15 protein-coding genes and 1 riboswitch are annotated in these 16,971 nt (G+C 73.3%); of the genes, 7 read left to right on the top strand and 8 right to left on the bottom strand.

Annotated elements, in window-relative coordinates; all coding sequences use genetic code 11:
- Positions 1-455: 455 nt before the first annotated feature.
- From K2224_RS09490 to thrC, 3 genes are all read right to left on the bottom strand, one after another.
- Positions 456-659 carry a cold-shock protein gene (locus tag K2224_RS09490; protein ID WP_004986573.1) on the bottom strand — a complete coding sequence of 68 codons (204 nt, stop codon included), beginning with the start codon at positions 657-659 and terminating at the stop codon, positions 456-458.
- Between the two features lie 484 nt (positions 660-1,143).
- A complete protein-coding gene (locus tag K2224_RS09485; protein ID WP_221906142.1) occupies positions 1,144-1,422 on the bottom strand; it encodes a MoaD/ThiS family protein in 279 nt (92 codons plus the stop codon).
- Between the two features lie 55 nt (positions 1,423-1,477).
- Positions 1,478-2,755, bottom strand: a complete 1,278-nt coding sequence (thrC, locus tag K2224_RS09480; RefSeq protein ID WP_221906141.1) for a threonine synthase — start codon at positions 2,753-2,755, stop codon at positions 1,478-1,480.
- Positions 2,756-2,772: 17 nt separating this feature from the next.
- Positions 2,773-2,926, bottom strand: a riboswitch (SAM riboswitch).
- Between the two features lie 174 nt (positions 2,927-3,100).
- Here thrC and K2224_RS09475 point away from each other — a divergent pair.
- The 4 genes from K2224_RS09475 (at position 3,101) to K2224_RS09460 (ending at position 7,512) form a co-directional block, all read left to right on the top strand.
- Positions 3,101-4,066: a glucosyl-3-phosphoglycerate synthase gene (locus K2224_RS09475; protein ID WP_221906140.1), complete on the top strand. Its 966-nt coding sequence runs from the start codon at positions 3,101-3,103 to the stop codon at positions 4,064-4,066.
- Between the two features lie 55 nt (positions 4,067-4,121).
- Positions 4,122-5,615: a trehalose-6-phosphate synthase gene (locus K2224_RS09470; protein WP_221906139.1), complete on the top strand. Its 1,494-nt coding sequence runs from the start codon at positions 4,122-4,124 to the stop codon at positions 5,613-5,615.
- A gap of 60 nt (positions 5,616-5,675) precedes the next feature.
- A complete protein-coding gene (locus tag K2224_RS09465) occupies positions 5,676-6,740 on the top strand; it encodes a cytochrome c oxidase assembly protein (protein WP_399018129.1) in 1,065 nt (354 codons plus the stop codon).
- Between the two features lie 85 nt (positions 6,741-6,825).
- Entirely contained in the window at positions 6,826-7,512 is a 687-nt protein-coding gene (locus tag K2224_RS09460) for a hypothetical protein (RefSeq protein ID WP_221906138.1), read from the top strand.
- Here K2224_RS09460 and otsB read toward each other — a convergent pair.
- From otsB to K2224_RS09445, 3 genes are all read right to left on the bottom strand, one after another.
- Positions 7,502-8,443 (bottom strand): trehalose-phosphatase, encoded by a 942-nt coding sequence (gene otsB, locus K2224_RS09455; RefSeq protein ID WP_221906137.1) that lies wholly within the window; start codon positions 8,441-8,443, stop codon positions 7,502-7,504. The genes K2224_RS09460 and otsB overlap by 11 nt on opposite strands.
- Before the next feature lie 120 nt (positions 8,444-8,563).
- Positions 8,564-8,830 (bottom strand): DUF3263 domain-containing protein, encoded by a 267-nt coding sequence (locus K2224_RS09450; RefSeq protein ID WP_221906136.1) that lies wholly within the window; start codon positions 8,828-8,830, stop codon positions 8,564-8,566.
- Positions 8,831-8,948: 118 nt separating this feature from the next.
- The gene (locus K2224_RS09445) at positions 8,949-10,169 is read right to left on the bottom strand and encodes an extracellular solute-binding protein (protein ID WP_260692430.1); all 1,221 of its coding nucleotides are present in this window, start codon (positions 10,167-10,169) and stop codon (positions 8,949-8,951) included.
- A 361-nt stretch (positions 10,170-10,530) separates the two neighbouring features.
- Between K2224_RS09445 and K2224_RS09440 the strand changes: the two genes are divergently transcribed.
- The 3 genes from K2224_RS09440 (at position 10,531) to K2224_RS09430 (ending at position 13,823) form a co-directional block, all read left to right on the top strand.
- The gene (locus K2224_RS09440) at positions 10,531-11,463 is read left to right on the top strand and encodes an ROK family protein (RefSeq protein ID WP_221906134.1); all 933 of its coding nucleotides are present in this window, start codon (positions 10,531-10,533) and stop codon (positions 11,461-11,463) included.
- A complete protein-coding gene (nagA, locus tag K2224_RS09435; protein WP_221906133.1) occupies positions 11,463-12,707 on the top strand; it encodes an N-acetylglucosamine-6-phosphate deacetylase in 1,245 nt (414 codons plus the stop codon). The genes K2224_RS09440 and nagA overlap by 1 nt, the downstream gene beginning before the upstream one ends.
- Positions 12,708-12,893: 186 nt before the next feature.
- Complete coding sequence (locus K2224_RS09430) at positions 12,894-13,823, top strand: 1-phosphofructokinase family hexose kinase (RefSeq protein ID WP_221906132.1); 930 nt, start codon at positions 12,894-12,896, stop codon at positions 13,821-13,823.
- Positions 13,824-13,872: 49 nt separating this feature from the next.
- Here the strand turns inward: K2224_RS09430 and K2224_RS09425 are convergent, their stop codons facing one another.
- Together K2224_RS09425 and cdgB are read right to left on the bottom strand one after the other, a co-directional pair.
- Complete coding sequence (locus tag K2224_RS09425; protein WP_221906131.1) at positions 13,873-14,766, bottom strand: carbohydrate-binding protein; 894 nt, start codon at positions 14,764-14,766, stop codon at positions 13,873-13,875.
- Positions 14,767-15,030: 264 nt separating this feature from the next.
- Entirely contained in the window at positions 15,031-16,722 is a 1,692-nt protein-coding gene (gene cdgB / locus K2224_RS09420; RefSeq protein ID WP_221906130.1) for a diguanylate cyclase CdgB, read from the bottom strand.
- Positions 16,723-16,971 lie beyond the last annotated feature (249 nt).

Genomic DNA, 16,971 nt, shown 5'->3' with positions numbered 1-16,971 from the left:
GACGGCGGGCGGTCGCCGGCCCGGGAGGCGGTCGTCCCACGCCTCGTGCGCGCCCGGCACGCCCGCGTGCGCCCGCGCATGGGGCGCGGTCGGCGCGCAGCGGATGGATGCCGCGGACGGCACCCTGCGGGTGGCACCCCGCGCGCCCGCACGGCACGGCGGAACGGTTGCTGCGCGGAGCAGCACGGCGCGGAGCAGTACGGCGGGGGCAGTACGGCGGGGGCAGTACGGCGCGGAGCAGCGCGACCCGAAGAAGCACGGAACGGCGCAGCAGGCCCCGGCCCAGGAGACGCACGCCCCGGCCCCGGGGAAGCACAGGACCAGGGCGAAGGACAGCGCACTACGGCGCGGGGCGGAACAGCACTCCACCGCCACCGCTCCCCCACGACAGAAGGCCCGCAGCCCCGTTCACCGGGGTTGCGGGCCTTCTGCCGACGATGCAGTCGGCCGCCGCCTCAGGCGGTGACCCGGACCATGTCCGCCTGTGGCCCCTTCTGGCCCTGCGAGATCTCGAACTCGACCCGCTGACCCTCCTCAAGGGTGCGGTAACCGTCCATCTGGATCGCGCTGTAGTGGACGAATACATCCGCACCACCGTCGACCGCGATGAAGCCGTACCCCTTCTCCGCGTTGAACCACTTGACGGTGCCCTGAGCCATGCCTAACTCCCCTATTACTGGCCCTTGCGCAGGACCGCACTTCGCGGACCCGGGTCAGACCTCACCCCCCGGGAATGCCCGTGGGGTGTGCGCCGGAACGCGTCGACCGCCGCTGAATGTATCTGGACCAATGCCCAGCGCAACAGGTCAATCGGACGAGAATTCTGGCGCCGGGGAAACGGCCGTATACGCTCAAATGGCGTTATTGCAGCCTGATTCGGGCCGGGAATATGCCGCACAACCGACAAAACGCGCACACAACTTGCGCACAAGTCACCGCGATCTCATATGCGTTCGGCATGCACGCGGGGATAACCGGAGGGGGATCGCCTCAATGGTATCCCCTTTCACCACACGGAATTGCCCCGTCCGTTTAGGTCGGACGGGGCAAATTCCAGTCAGTGCAGAGAAGAGTTGGCGCAAATGCGATCCGTTTCGTTCCGTGTCGATCCGTGTCGTTCCGCGCCGTGCACCCTCGGGCGGGTCAGCAGCCGCCGGCGACCGCCGGGATGATGGAGACGCCCGCCCCGTCCGGGGTCGGCGTCTGCAGGCCCTGCTCGAAGCGGACGTCGTCGTCGTTGACGTAGACGTTCACGAAGCGGCGCAGCTTGCCGGCGTCGTCGAGCACGCGGGCGGCGATGCCCTGGTGGTTCTGCTCCAGGTCGGCGATCACCTCGGAGAGGGTCGCGCCCTCGGCGGTGACCTCGGCCTCGCCGCCGGTGTACGTGCGCAGGATGGTGGGGATGCGGACCTTGACGCTCATGGTTGATGCCTTCCGGGGCTACGGGAGTGGGAGTCGGGGGCGGGCGGGGCCCGGCTCAGCCGGCCAGGCCGGCCGCGCGGAACGCGTCCAGGTCCGGCCGGATGGTGGCGGTGGGCCCGGAGGCGACGGCGTCGAGGGTCTTCAGGCCGTCGCCGGTGTTCAGCACCACGGTGGTCAACGACGGGTCCAGGACGCCGTTCTCGATGAGCTTCCTGGTGACGCCGACGGTCACGCCGCCCGCGGTCTCCGCGAAGATCCCCTCGGTGCGGGCCAGCAGCTTGATCGCGTCCACGACCTGCGGGTCGGTGACGTCCTCGACGGCACCGCCGGTGCGGCGCGCGATGTCGAGCACGTACGGGCCGTCCGCGGGGTTGCCGATCGCCAGGGACTTGGCGATGGTGTTCGGCTTCTGCGGCCGGACGACCTCGTGGCCGGCCTTGAAGGCCGCGGAGACCGGGGAGCAGCCCTCGGCCTGGGCACCGAAGATCCGGTACGGGCGGTCCTCGACGAGGCCGAGGGCGATCAGCTCCTTCAACCCCTTGTCGATCTTGGTGAGCTGGGAGCCGGAGGCGACCGGGATGACGATCTGGTCCGGCAGCCGCCAGCCCAGTTGCTCGCAGATCTCATACGCCAGCGTCTTGGAGCCCTCGCCGTAGTAGGGGCGGAGGTTGACGTTGACGAAGCCCCAGCCCTCGCCGAGCGGGTCGCCGATGAGCTCGGAGCAGAAGCGGTTGACGTCGTCGTAGTTGCCGTCGATGGCGACGAGGTCGCCGCCGTAGACCGCGGCCATCACGACCTTGCCGGGCTCCAGATCGTGCGGGATGAAGACGCAGGACTTGAAGCCCGCGCGGCGCGCCGCGGCGCCGACCGCGCCGGCCAGGTTGCCGGTCGAGGAGCAGGAGAGGGTGGTGAAGCCGAAGGCGCGGGCGGCCTCGACGGCGATCGCGACGACCCGGTCCTTGAAGGAGTGGGTGGGGTTGCCGGAGTCGTCCTTGACGTACAGGCCGCCGGTGACGCCGAGCTCGGCGGCGAGCCGGTCGGCCTTGACGAGCTTGGTGCAGCCGGGGTTGAGGTTGGGCTTGTCGGCCACGTCGGCGGGGACGGGCAGCAGCGGGGCGTAGCGCCAGATGTTGTCGGGGCCGGCCTCGATCCGCTTGCGCAGGCCCTCGGGGTCGCCGGTGGGGAGGTCGTAGGCGATTTCCAGCGGGCCGAAACACTCCTGGCAGGCGAAGATCGGGCCGAGCGGGAAGCGCTCGCCGCATTCGCGGCAGGAGAGTGCGACGGCGGGACCGAGTGCGACGGAAGCGGTGGGTTCGGTTGCTTGCACAGCCATGGAGGCGAGGCCCTTTCTCCTCATCTTCCTCACGACGCATCTCGCCGTGAGACGGATTTGGCACCTTCCCTAGCCGAGAGCCTCGCGCGCGCCGGGTGTCGGCTGCGGAGATCGGCTGGAGGGTTGCCGGGGCTTCAACGGGCCGTGTCCCTCTGCCCCTCTGGATGAGCGGTATGGCGCTGGGCGGACCCAGGCGTTTGTCGCGTGGCGACCCCGACATGCGGCGGTCGTCCGCGTTGTTCAAGACTGTAACCGAAGGCACTCGCCGTTGAGATAGTCGTCCGGTCCGCGAGATGGATCACATAACGGGCTTCCGTTCGGGGGCCGCCGAGGAGAGTCGTAGACGTGCTGGAAGAAGTGGAGCGCTGGCTGGCCGGCCGCTCCTGGTCCGCCGCGGACCGCCCCCTGGAGCAGTTGCTGGAGGCCAAGCGCCAGACGGGGCGGACGGTCAGTGTGGTGCTGCCGGCGCTCGACGAGGAGGCGACGGTCGGCACGATCGTCGCGGCGATCCGCGCCGGTCTGATGACCCCGGAGGTGCCGCTGGTCGACGAGCTGGTGGTGCTGGACTCGGGCTCGACCGACCGGACGGCGGAGGTCGCCGCGGCGGCCGGCGCCCGGGTGGTCCACCGGGACAGCGTGCTGCCGCGGATTCCGGCGCTGCCCGGCAAGGGCGAGGTGTTGTGGCGGTCGCTGCTGGTGACCGAGGGCGACATCGTCTGCTTCGTCGACGCCGATCTGCGGGAGTTCTCCACCGCGTTCGTCTCGGGGATCGTCGGGCCGCTGCTGACCGATCCGGAGATCCAGTTCGTCAAGGCGATGTACGACCGGCCGCTGGACACCGGGGAGGGCCGGGCGCCGGCGGCGGGCCAGGGCGGCAGGGTGACCGAGCTGGTCGCCCGGCCGCTGCTCAATCTGCACTGGCCGCAGTTGGCCGGGTTCGTACAGCCGCTGGGCGGGGAGTACGCGGCGCGCCGTTCGTTGCTGGAGCGGCTGCCGTTCCCGGTGGGCTACGGGGTGGAGCTGGGGCTGCTGGTGGACTCCCTGCACACGGTCGGGCTGGATGCCCTCGCGCAGGTGGACGTGGGGGTGCGCAGGCACCGGCACCAGGGCGACCAGGCGCTCGGCCGGATGGCCGCCGCCATCTACCGCACCGCCCAACTCCGGCTGGCGCGCGGCCACTTGGTCCGTCCCCGGCTGACGCAGTTCGAGCGCGGCGAGAACGGTTTTGCGCCGCGGACGACGGAGGTGGACACCGAGGAGCGGCCGCCGATGGCCGAAATCCCCGAGTACGCGGAGCGCCGGGCGGCCTAGGCGAGAGGCGCGATCCGTACGTTTGCGCGGATCGGTGACGGGTTAATGTCGCGACATGGTCTCCGAGCGCAGTGCGGTCCAGCCAGGTGCCGAGGTCCTCGTCGCGTCGAACCGCGGGCCCGTTTCGTATGCCCTGGGGGCGGGCGGGGGGCTGACCGCCAAGCGGGGCGGCGGGGGGCTGGTGTCGGGACTGTCGGCGATCGGGCCGGAGACAGACGCGGTGTGGGTGTGTTCCGCGCTGGGGGACGGTGACCGGGAGGCGGTGCGGCGGACCGGCGGCGGGCTGGATGTCGCGGACACCGGTGGACAGCGTGTCCGGATGCTGGACATCCCGGGGGAGGTGCACGCCGCGGCCTACAACGGCGTCGCCAACTCGGTGCTGTGGTTCGTCCACCACATGCTCTACCAGACGCCGCTGGAGCCGGTGTTCGACGTGGATTTCCGGGGGCAGTGGGCCGCGTACGAGGCGTACAACGCGGCGTTCGCGACGGCGCTGGCGGACGCCGCGGGCCCGGGTGCGGCGGTGCTGGTGCAGGACTACCACCTGGCGCTGGTGCCGGGGCTGCTGCGCGAGCTGCGGCCGGACGTCCGGATCGCGCACTTCTCGCACACCCCGTGGGCACCGCCGGAGTACTTCGCGATGCTGCCCGACGACGTCCGGCGGCAACTGCTGCTGGGCATCCTGGGCGCCGACCGGGCGAACTTCCTGACCGAGCGGTGGGCGCGGGCGTTCACGGCGTGCTGCGCGGCGACGCTGGGGCCGGACTGCACGGTGCAGCGGCCGCGGCACGAGCCGCCCGTCGTGATCGCGGCGGCGCCCGGCCGGGAGGCGCACCGGACCCGGATCGGGGTCCACGGGCTGGGGGCGGACGCGGAGTTCCTGCGGGAGCGGTCGCGGCGGCCGGACGTGGCGGAGCGGATGGCTGCGCTGCGCGAGCAGATCGGCGGGGCCGACCGGAAGACGATCGTCCGGGTGGATCGCACGGAGCTGTCCAAGAACATCGTGCGCGGGCTGCTGGCCTTCCGGCGGCTGCTGGCGGACCGGCCGGAGTGGCGCGAGCGGGTGGTGCACCTGGCGTTCGCCTACCCCTCGCGGCAGGACCTGGCGGTCTACCGCGACTACACCGCGCAGGTCGGCAGCCTCGCCGAGGAGATCAACGCGGAGTACGGGACGGCCGCCTGGCAGCCGGTGCTGCTGCACGTCGAGGACGACTTCGCGCGGTCGCTGGCGGCGTACCGGCTGGCCGACGTGGCGCTGGTCAACCCGATCCGGGACGGTATGAACCTCGTCGCGAAGGAGGTCCCGGTGGTCTCCGACGCGGGGTGTGCGCTGGTCCTCTCCCGGGAGGCCGGCGCCTGGGAGGAGCTGGGCACGGACGCGCTGACGGTCAACCCCTACGACGTGGCGCAGACGGCCGAGGCGCTGCACACCGCGCTGGTCATGCCGGAGGAGGAGCGGGCCGCGCGCACCGGCCGGCTGGCCGCGGCGGCGACCGCGCTGCCGCCCGCGCGGTGGTTCCTGGAGCAGCTGCGGGCGCTGGCGGAGTGACCGGCCCGGGCGGGTGCCCCGCCGGTTGATCGTCCGCGGGCGGGGCTAGCGTGGTGGATCGTGACACTGACAACGCTTGCTTCGCCGGTGGCCGCTTCGGCGCTGCCGGAGCTGACCGCCGGGCGGCTGCTCGGCAGCTGGCGGCCGGACCCGTACGCGCTCGTGCTGATCCTCGTGCTTGCCGGCCTCTACGCCTGGGGTGTGGTGCGGCTGGTGCGGCGCGGGGAGCGCTGGCCGGTGGCCCGGGTGGTGGCGTTCGCCGGGTTGGGCCTGGGCTCGATCGCGGTGGCGACGATGTCGGGGCTGGCGGTCTACGACCATGAGCTGTTCTGGCCGGCAGCGGTGCAGAACATCGTGCTGGATCTCGTGGCGCCGCTGGGGCTGGCGCTGGGCGATCCGCTGTCGCTGGTGCTGCGGGCGCTGCCGCAGGAGCGGCCGGCGGCCCGTCGGCTGCGTGCGGCGGTCTCCGGCCGGCTGGTCCGTTTCCTGACGTTCCCGCTGGTCAGCACGGTTCTGGTGCTCTCCTCCGAGCTGGCGATCTACTTCACGCCGTACTTTCCGACGGCGCTGCGGCACGGTCCGCTGCACGAGTTGATGTATCTGCAACTGCTCGTCACCGGGAGCCTGTTCGTGCTGCCGATGCTCACCCGGGAGGAGCTGCTGCCGTCGTGGTGCAGCCATCCGGTGCGGGCGCTGCTGGTGCTGGTGGACGGGCTGGTGGACGCGGTGCCCGGGGTGGTGGTGATGACCAGCGGGACGATGATCGCGGGCGGCTGGTACGCGTCGCAGCACCGGCCGTGGGATCCGAGTCCGCAGCAGGACCAGATGATCGGCGGCGGGTTGATGCTGACCATCGCCGAGCTGGTCGGGCTGCCGTTCCTGATCGCGGTGTTCGCGGAGTGGGTGCGCGAGGAGCGGCGGCGGACGCGGGTGCTGGACGCCCGGCTGGACCGGGAGCTGGCGGTGGCCGCGCCCACGGCGGCGGCCCCGGCGGCGGACGTGGCGACGCCCGCGGCGACGGGCCCGGCGGCGGGCGAAGCGGCCGTTCCGCAGCCGGAGTTGATGCGGCCGTGGTGGGAGACCGACCGGGGCGAGGTCGGCGAACGGTTCCGGCGGGGGCGGTAGGGCCATCGCGCCGTCCGCCCCCGGAGGTTCCCCCGTGCCTCCGTGCCGCGGCTGCGGCGGGCCGGAGTGGGGTAGTCCTTATCCCATGGCAATCAACTCACGGGCACGCTCCGCACGGTGGGCCGCGATCGCGGCCGCCACCGTCCTGGCGGCCACGGTCGCCGGATGTTCGTCCGGCAAGAGCGGCACCGACCCGAAGGGCGGCTCCTCGGCGTCCGGGTCGGCATCCGGGTCCCCCTCCGCGCCGTCCGGGTCGATACCCGTCGGCGCCGGGCCGCAGTCGGCGTACACGGTGCAGAAGCAACCCGCCCCCGGCTCCTGCCACTTCCGCTACACCGCCGACAAGCAGCCGCTGCCCGACCCCAAGTGCACCCCCGGGGCCACCAACCCCAAGGTCACCCCGCAGACGCTGAAGACCACGATCTGCCGGAGCGGCTACACCAAGGACATCCGGCCGCCGGTGAGCATCACCGGCCGCGAGAAGACCGCCAACGCCAAGTCCTACGGCTACACGAGCTCGTTGCACGACGCCGAGTACGACCACCTCATCAGCCTCCAGCTGGGCGGCGACCCCAACGACCCGCGCAACCTCTGGGTCGAGCCGCCGTCCCCCGGACACAAGCCGGGCGCCGGGCCCAACAACCCCAAGGACGGCGTGGAGAACAAGCTCAAGGCCGCCATCTGCTCCGGCAAGGCCGATCTGGGCAAGGCGCAGCAGGCCATCGCGCACGACTGGACGACGGCGCTGTCCTCCCTGGGCCTCAAGGAGTAGCCGAACCCTCCCCGTCGGCGCCCTCGATGCGGTCGGCGAGGGCGCCGAGCAGGGCCACCACGCCCTTCGGGCCGTCGACGACCAGGTCGGCGCGGTCGGCCAGTTCGGTGACCTCGCTGCTGCCGCTGCACACCAGGACGCCGCCGGTCGCCTCCGAGCGCAGCTTCTCGACGGCGGCGAAGGCGGCGAGGTCGCCGAGGTCGTCGCCGGCGTAGAGGACGACGGCGGCGCCGGTCTCCTCGACCCACTGGGCGAGCGCGACGCCCTTGTCCATGCCGGGCGGGCGCAGCTCCAGCACCAGCCGGCCCGGTTCGACGATCAGGCCGTGGCGTTCGGCGAGCGCGGTGAGCGGTTCCCGGAGCTGCTCGAAGGCGCGCTGGGGGTCGGCGGCGCGGCGGGTGTGGACGGCGATGGCGCGGCCGCCCTTGCGTTCGACGGCGGTCTCGACCCAGGTGCCGTGCCAGACGCCGGAGCGGTCCAGTACGCCGGGGAGTTCGGCCTGTACGGCGGCGATGCCGGGGTGCGGGGCGGGGGCGTGCAGGGCGCCGGTGGCGGCGTCCCAGCGCTCGGCGCCGTAGTGGCCGAGGACGGCGAGGTGGGTGAGGCCGGGGAGTTTGTCGAGGCCGCCGAGGCGGACCGCGACGCCGGCCGGGCGGCCGGTGATCACCGCGAGCGCGCGGAGGTGGGGGGCGAGCCGGGCGAGGGCCTCGGGGGCGCCGGGGTGGGCGCGGGCCTTGGCCGGGTCGGGGACGATGTCGGCGAGCGTGCCGTCGAAGTCGAGGGCGACGACGGCGCGTTCGGGGTGGGCCAGCAGTGCGGCGAGGCCCGCGCGGCCGGCGGGGGTGCCCGGGAGCGGGACGGCTTGCGACGCCGGCACGGGGTCCGGGTCCGGTGCCGGTTCGGGAGGTGGCGCGGCGTTCGGGGTGCCCATGACGCCGACCTTACCGGCGGGGCATGGGCGCATGCCGGGTGTACGGGGGCATCGGGGCGGCGGTCGGCGCGCGGCGCCGGGGACGACAGGGGGGCGAGCCCTGTGGCGGTCCGGCCGGGCTCAGCGGCGGGCCCGCCGCGCTTCCCGTACGCGGCGCAGGCGGTTGACCGTCACGGGGTCGTGGGCGAGGGCGCGGGGGTCGTCGAGCAGGGCGTTGAGGAGCTGGTAGTAGCGGGTCGGGGAGATGCCGAGCTGTTCGCGGATGGCGCGTTCCTTGGCGCCGGGGCCGGGCCAGGAGCGGCGTTCGACGGCGAGCACCGCCTCGTCGCGGGCGGAGAGTGCGCGCTCGGTGCCGTCACTGGTGTCGTCACCGGTGCCGCCTGTCATGCCACTCCGCCGTCCGTCGTCACGCTCCCACGATAAGCCCACTGCGGAGGCGGGCCCGGGGGTGGTCCTCCGGGCCCGCTGCCTGCGCTGTTCCGGCACCGTCCGGTGCTGCTCGGCGCTACTCGGCGCTGTTGTCGGCGGTCTCCGCGGTGTTCTGGATGTCGGTGAGGGTCGCGGAGGGGTTGCCCTGGGGGCCGACGGCGGCGCCCATCCGGGACTTGATGGTCTTGGAGACCAGCGGCCAGGACGTCTTGTCGGCCGGGTAGAAGTGGGCGTTGGGCAGCTGGTTGAGGAAGCCGTGCAGCTTGCCGAAGCGGTCGTCGGCGAGCATCGCCTGGGAGGCGGAGGTGGTGACCGGCAGCAGGTTGTAGTCGGCGGAGAACTTCAGGACGTTCTTCTGGCTGTAGACGAAGTCGAGGAACTTGCCGACCTGGGCGCGGTGGCCGTTCTGCTTGAACGCCATCATCCAGTCGGCGACGCCCATGGTGGCCTTGGCCTTGCCGTTGGTGCCGGGGAGTTCGACGGTGCCGTAGTCGATGCCCTTGGCCTCGGCCTGCTTCATCAGGGTGGGGTGGCCGTTGAGCATGCCGACGTCGCCGGCGGCGAAGCCGGCGAAGGCGTCCCCGCGGTCGAGCTTGGCGGGGTCGCCGCCGGTCAGGCCCTTGCCGACGAGGTCCTTCTGGAGCCACTCGAACGCCTTGACGTTCTCGGGCGAGTTGATGGTGTATTTGCCGATCTGGTCGGTGTAGTCACCGCCGCCGGCCAGCATCCACTCCAGCGTCTCGGCCTGGGTCTCCTCGGGACCGAGCGGCAGCGCGAAGGGGATCTTCACGCCGTGTGCCTTGAGGGCCTGGGCGTCGCTGACGATGTCGTTCCAGTTCTGCGGCGGGGCGGTGATGCCGGCGGCGGTGAACAGCTTCTTGTTGTAGAAGAGGCGCCGGGTGCTGGCCCCGAAGGGCATGCCGTACTGCCTGCGCTCGTATTCGCCGGCCTGCGCGAGGGAGGGGGTGAAGTCGGCCTGGACGGGGATGGAGAGCAGGTCGTCGGCGCTGTAGAGCTTGCCGCGGGCGGCGTAGTCGGCGTAGGCGCCGATCTGCGCCATGTCGGGGGCCTTGCCGGCGTCGACCAGTTCCTCGACCTTCTTGTCGACGTCGGTCCAGCTGTAGACCTTGACGTCGACCTTGATGCCGGGGTTCTGCTCCTCGAAGGCGCGGACCAGGTCGTCCCAGTAGCGCTGGGAGCTGTTGGCCTTGCTGTCGCCGTAGTCGGCGGCGATCAGTGACAGGGTGACGCCGCCGCCCCCGCTGCCGCTGCCGCAGCCGGTGAGAGTCAGTGTCATGGCGGCGGCCAGTCCCGCCGCCAGGCTCACGTACCGCCGTCGCACCGCTGTTACCGCCCCTTTGTCCCGAAAATTCCGTGCTTGCGGGTGTTCCCACCGTCGTCTCGGGGATCACCCTCGATCGACACAGAACAGCGCATCCGCCACTGTCCCCCACAAGGTCTACACCACCCTCCCCCCACCTTCCCTATCGGGCCGCCGCTCGCGCAGGTCAGAGGCGGTGAAGAGGAGTGCACAAGGAAGGCTACCGGCGCGTACGCACCGCTCGCCGCCGGCGATCGGGGTAGACCTGTCCGCACGTGGCGATCAGCACGGTGAGTGGACTAGACCTTTATTGTCCGGTCGCGCGACACTGTCCCCCGTGAGACACGTCATCGCCCTCGATGTGGGCGGCACCGGCATGAAGGCCGCCCTCGCCGGGGCGGACGGCACCCTCCTGTACGAGGCGCGGCGCCCCACCGGGCGCGACCGCGGCCCCGAGGCGGTGATCGAGACGATCCTCGGCTTCGCCGCCGAGCTGCGCGACCTCGGCCGGGAGCGGTTCGGCGGCACCGCGCTGGCCGCCGGCCTCGCCGTCCCCGGCATCGTCGACGAGGCCACCGGCACCGCCGTCTACGCCGCCAACCTCGGCTGGCGCGACGTCCCCCTGCGGGCCCTGCTCTCGGAGCGGCTCGGCGGGGTGCCGGTCGCGCTCGGCCACGACGTGCGCACCGGCGGCCTGGCCGAGGGCCGGATCGGCGCCGGCCGGGACACCGACCGCTTCCTCTTCGTGCCGTTGGGCACCGGGATCGCCGGCGCCATCGGCATCGGCGGCCGCATCGAGGCCGGCGCCCACGGGAGCGCCGGCGAGATCGGCCACATCGTCGTCCGGCCCGGCGGCCCGGCCTGCGGCTGCGGCCAGCGCGGCTGCCTGGAGACGGTCGCCTCGGCCGCGGCGGTGGGCCGCGACTGGGCCGCGGCCTGCGGCGATCCGCGGGCCGGCGCCGCCGACTGCGCCAAGGCCGTGGCATCCGGCGACCCGCGCGCCCGGGAGGTCTGGCAGGGCGCCGTGGACGCGCTCGCCGACGGCCTGGTCACCGGGCTCACCCTGCTCGACCCGCGCACGCTGATCATCGGCGGCGGGCTCGCGGAGGCCGGCGACACGCTGTTCGCGCCGCTGCGGGCCGCGGTCGCGGCGCGCGTCACCTTCCAGCAGCTCCCCTCGATCGTCCCGGCGGCCCTCGGGGACGCCGCCGGCTGCCTGGGCGCAGGACTGCTCGCCTGGGATCTTCTCGCAACGGAGGTAACCGCCTGATGGCACACCAACAGTCCGCGGGACGGCCCTCGGACGCCCGGCGCACCGTCCTGGCCGGCGCCCGGATCGCCCGGCCCTCCGGCGTCGCCGACCACGGCCTGATCACCGTCGAGGGCACCCGGATCGCCGCGGTCCACAGCCGGGACAAGGACCGCGGCCGGACACCGGACGCCACCGAGGCCGGCGACCAGCACGACCCCGCGGCGACCGTCGTCGACCTCGCCGGGCACCTGATCGTCCCCGGCTTCGTCGACATGCACGTCCACGGCGGGGGCGGCGGCTCCTTCTCGTCCGCCGACCCCGAGGAGTGCCTGAAGGTCGTCGACACCCACCGCCGGCACGGCACCACCTCGATGGTGGCCTCCACCGTCACCGGCGACCTGGCCGACCTGGTCCGACAGGCCGCGGTCCTGGCGGAGTTGGTGCAGCAGGGCGAGCTGACCGGCATCCACTTCGAGGGCCCGTTCATCTCCCCGCAGCGCTGCGGCGCCCACCAGCCCGGGCTGCTGCGCGACCCGGACCCGGCCGAGGTCCGCCGGCTGGTCGAGGCCGCCCGCGGCACCGCCGCGATGATGACGATCGCCCCCGAACTGGAGGGCGGCCTGGACTCCGTCCGGCTGCTCGCCGACGCCGGGGTGATCGCCGCCGTCGGCCACACCGACTCCAGCTACGACGCCACCCGCCGGGCCATCGACGCCGGGGCCACCGTCGCCACCCACCTGTTCAACGCGATGCCGCCGCTCGGCCACCGTGCCCCCGGCCCGGTCGCCGCGCTCCTGGAGGACGAGCGGGTCACCGTCGAGCTGATCGACGACGGCACCCATCTGCACCCGGCGGTCCTGCAGATGGCGTTCCGCGAGGCGGGCGCCGGACGGGTCGCCTTCATCACCGACGCGATGGGCGCGGCCGGCATGAGCGACGGGATGTATCCGCTCGGGCCGATGCGGGTGGAGGTCAGGGACGGCGTCGCGCGGATCAGCGAGGGCCCCACCGCCGGCTCCATCGCGGGCTCCACGCTCACCATGGACCGCGCCTTCAAACGGGCCGTCACCGTCGACGGGCTCAGCGTCGAACAGGCCGTGCAGGCGCTCTCGTCCACGCCGGCCCGGCTGCTGGGCATCGCCGACCGGACCGGCTCCCTGGAGCCCGGCAAGGACGCCGACCTGGTCGTCCTGGACGCCGGTCACGACGTCGTCGGTGTCCTGCGGCAGGGCACCTGGCTGCGCCGCCCGCCCGGCGTCTGACGGCCCGTCGCGGCACCCCGCCCGGCCGCCCGCACCGGCGGCCGGGCGCACGGAGTGACCGACACGGGTCTGGGCCTACGGCCGTTCGCGATGGCATGATCGCTCGCGCACTTGTCCGTATGCCACCGCGGAACGCGGTGTCCTCACCCACGGCCGTCCGGCCGGCCTCCTCCTGGAGGGGAGACCATGATCCTCACGGTCACGCTGAACGCCGCCCTGGACATCACCTATCGCGTCCCCCGGCTCCACCCGCACACCACCCACCGCGTCACCGAGGTCACCGAACGCCCCGGCGGCAAGGGCCTGAACGTCGCCCGGGTGCTGGCCGCGCTGGGCCACCGCACGGTCGCCACCGGCTTCGCGGGCGGCGGCACCGGCGAGGCGCTGCGCGCCCTGCTCGCCCAGGAGCCCTTCGTCACCGACGCCCTGGTCCCGGTCGGCGGCGCCACCCGCCGCACCGTCGCCGTGGTCGACGGCGCCACCGGCGACACCACCCAGCTCAACGAGCCCGGCCCCACCGTCTCCCCCGCCGAATGGGCCGCCTTCCTCACCACCTACCGCGAACTGCTGGGCGGGGCACGGGCGGTGGCGCTCTGCGGCAGCCTGCCGCCCGGCGTCCCGGTGGACGTCTACGCCCGGCTCATCCGCACCGCCCGCACCGCCGGCGTCCCCGTCGTGCTGGACACCAGCGGCGAACCCCTGCGCCGCGGTCTGGCCGCCCGCCCCGACCTCGCCAAGCCCAACGCCGACGAGCTGGCCGCCCTCACCGGCAGCACCGAACCGCTGCGCGCCGCCCGCGACGCCCGCCGCCGCGGCGCCCACGCGGTGGCCGCCTCGCTCGGCCCGGACGGCATACTCGCGGTGACCGCCGACGGCGCCTGGCAGGCCGTCCCGCCCCGCCGGTTCGCCGGCAACCCCACCGGCGCCGGCGACTCCGCGGTCGCCGGCCTGCTCTCCGGCCTCGTCGAGGACCTCCCCTGGCCCGACCGCCTGCGCCGCGCGGTGGCCCTCTCCGCCGCCACCGTCCGCTCCCCCACCGCAGGCGAGTTCGACCCCACGATTTACCAAGACCTACTGCCGCACGTGGTGGTGACGGAACGTCCGACGGCGGCCTGAGGGCGCTGCGGCCGGGTGCCCGGCGTCAGGGGCGGCCGCCTGCCCGGTGTCAGGGCCGGTCGAGCCAGACCTGGTCGAGGTTGACCTCGCACTGGTTGCCGTTCTCGCAGGACAGCTTGACGGTGTTGGTGCCCTTGTTGAGCTGGATGAGCGACCAGGACCTGGTCCAGCCCTTGTCCCAGGCGCCCTCGGGGGCGTGGGCGAAGTTGTGCAGGCTTATCGGCCGGGTCAGCGCCTGCCCGTTGATGGTGAGCGTGAGGTTGGCGTCCTTGCCCGGTACGCCGTAGCCGACCCAGAGCTTGTACTGGCCGGGGGCGTCCACGTTGAGGGTCCAAGTGGCCGACGCGCCGGGGGTGTTCATCCCGCCGACGTACGACCCGCTGGCCGAGCGGGCGCCCGGGACGTCCTTGGCGGTCGTCGCGCCGCCTTCGAGGCGCAGGGCGCCCGCGTCGTCCTTGGGGAGGGCGCCCGGGGTGGGCTTGGTGGAGGGCTGTGTGCTGGGCTGGACGGAGTCGGCGGCCGTCGGGCCCGGATCGCCGGCGGTGTTGTCCTTGGACTGGCCGGAGTTGGTCAGCATGGCCACGCCGATGCCTATGCAGACCACGGCGACCACCGCGACCGCGCCGATCAGCAGGCCGTTGCGGCTCTTCCGGGGCGCCGGGACGGGCGGGGCCGGGCGGCTGCGGTCGGCGCCGCCGCCGGGCAGCGTCTCGGGCGCGGCGTAGTGCGCGTTCTGCCGGCCGTACGCCGACGGGCCCTGGTTGCCGTACTGGCGCTGGCCGACCGTGCGCACCTGGTTGTAGGAGGTCCGCGGGACGCCGGGCTGCCGCGCGGTGCCGGCGCCCGACGCGGCCCCGCCGCCCTCGCCGCCCTCCGAGCGGTAGAGGTGGGCGAACGGGTCGTCGTTCTCCGGCGTGTCGGCGCCGTTGTTGCCGGCCGTCATTCCGTGTCACTCCCAAGCGGTCTCTACGCGCCTGTGCGCGTCCGTGTCGCGTGCGCGGGGCTCCGCGCGGACTGCCTCTTACGGGCCTCCGGCGTCGCCGCGCCGCATCGGCGCAGCCTACCCCGTCGGGGCGCGGCCACACCGTCCCCGGACGTTCACAAGATCGCTACGGATCGGTGAACACGCGATGCCCAGGCAGGACACCGCGGATGTGAGATGCGCGGCAGCGGGCGGGGCCGCCGGCGCCCGGGCGGGTCGGGCCGCTCAGCCGGCCGCCCGCCGGTTGCTCTTCGACCGCCGCTTCTCGACGTACATCCGCTGGTCGGCCGACTCCAGCACCTCCTCGGCGGTCATGCCGCAGCTCGCCCAGCCGATGCCGAAGCTGGCGCCGACCCGGACGGCCCGGCCCTCGACCCGGATCGGCGGGACGATCGCGTTCCGCAGCCGGACCGCGAGGTCCTGGGCGTCGGCCGTGCCCAGCCCGTCGGCGAGCACCACGAACTCGTCGCCGCCGAGCCGGGCGACGGTGTCGCCGTCGCGGACGCCGCTGGTCAGCCGGCGGGCGACCTCGATCAGCACCGCGTCACCGGTGTTGTGCCCGAAGCGGTCGTTGATCGACTTGAAGCCGTCCAGGTCGCAGAAGAGGACAGCCAGGCCCTTGGCACCGTCGTCCGCGGCGCCGTCGGCGGGCGCGGAGAGGTGGACGTGGTGGTCGAAGGGGAGAGCGCCGCGGGGCGTCGGCCGGGGCTTCTCGCCCTCGAAGCCGTCGAGGCCGTCGAACGGTTCCGGCCCCTCCCCCGCGAAGCCGAGCGGGGCGCGCGGGTCGGCGCCGGCACCGGCGGAGGCGTAGGCGTCGGCGAGCGCGCTGGGCGGGCGGGAGCACAGCCGGGCGGAGAGCCGGGCCCGCAGTTCGGCGCTGTTGGGCAGGCCGGTCAGCGAGTCGTGGCTGGCCCGGTGCGCGAGCTGGAGCTCGTGCCGCTTGCGCTCCTCGATGTCCTCGACGTGGGTGAGCAGGAAGCGGGGGCCGTCGGCGGTGTCGGCGACCACGGAGTTGCGCAGCGAGACCCACACGTACGTGCCGTCGCGGCGCAGCAGCCGCAGCTCGGCGCGGCCGCCCTCGGCGGAGGTGCGCAGCAGCGTGCCGATGTCCTCGGGGTGGCAGATGTCGGAGAACGACATCCGGCGCATCGTGGAGGCCGGCCGGCCCAGCAGCCGGCACAGCGCGTCGTTGGTGCGCAGCAGCCGTCCGTGCTGGTCGCCGCCCATCTCGGCGACGGCCATCCCGCTCGGCGCGTACTCGAACGCCTGCCGGAAGCTTTCCTCACTGGCCCGCAGGGCCTGCTGCTCGCGCTCCAGGCGGACCAGCGCGCGCTGCATGTTGGCCCGCAGCCGGGCGTTGCTGATCGCGATGGCGGACTGGAACGCGTACATCTGGAGCGCCTCCTGGCCCCAGGGGCCCGGGCGGCGGCCGTTGCGCGGCCGGTCCACGGAGAGCACGCCGAGCAGTTCGCCGTTGCCGTTGGCGGCGGTGTACATGGGCGCGAAGAGGCGGTCCATCGGGTGCCACTCGTCGGGGAACCGGGGGGCGGGCCCGGCGGTGTGCCACTGCGGGACGTCGTCGTCGTCCAGCACCCAGCCCTCGGTGTACGGGATGAAGCACAGGTCGCCCCAGCGCTCGCCCATGGACAGCCGGCGCTCCCACGAGGCGCGCGAGCCGACCCGTCCGGCCATCAGCGCCTCCGCGCCCGCGCTGCCGGCCACCGCGGCGACGACGAGGTCACCGTCCGGCCGGACGAGGTTGACCGCGGCGAGCTCGAAGCCGAGCCCGGCGATCGCCCCGTCGGCGACGGACTGCAAGGTGTCCGCGAGACTGCGCGCGGTGTTCAGTTCGGCGACCACTTGGTGCAGCTGCCGCAGGGTCGCAAGACGGACATAGGGCTCCGACTCGGTCTCCATCGCTCGCTCTCCCTGAGACCTCGACAGCAACTCCACCGATTTCTTTGTCGTCCGATTCCACGCTCACTGAATCACAGTGAGCTGTTCACTCGGTACACAGGGTCAACAATTAGCGGCTCATGTGACTCAAGTCACAGTCCGTGACGGGTCGTTACCTCTCGTCGACCAGCGGCGCCGCGGCGCGCGCAAACGCCGCCCGGACGCCTCCTGAAAACTTCCTGAACGCAAATTCCGGCCACCGCCGCGGCC

The organism is Streptomyces sp. BHT-5-2 (assembly GCF_019774615.1).
Lineage (GTDB): Bacteria > Actinomycetota > Actinomycetes > Streptomycetales > Streptomycetaceae > Streptomyces.
This window is presented reverse-complemented; position numbering and strand designations above follow the sequence as displayed.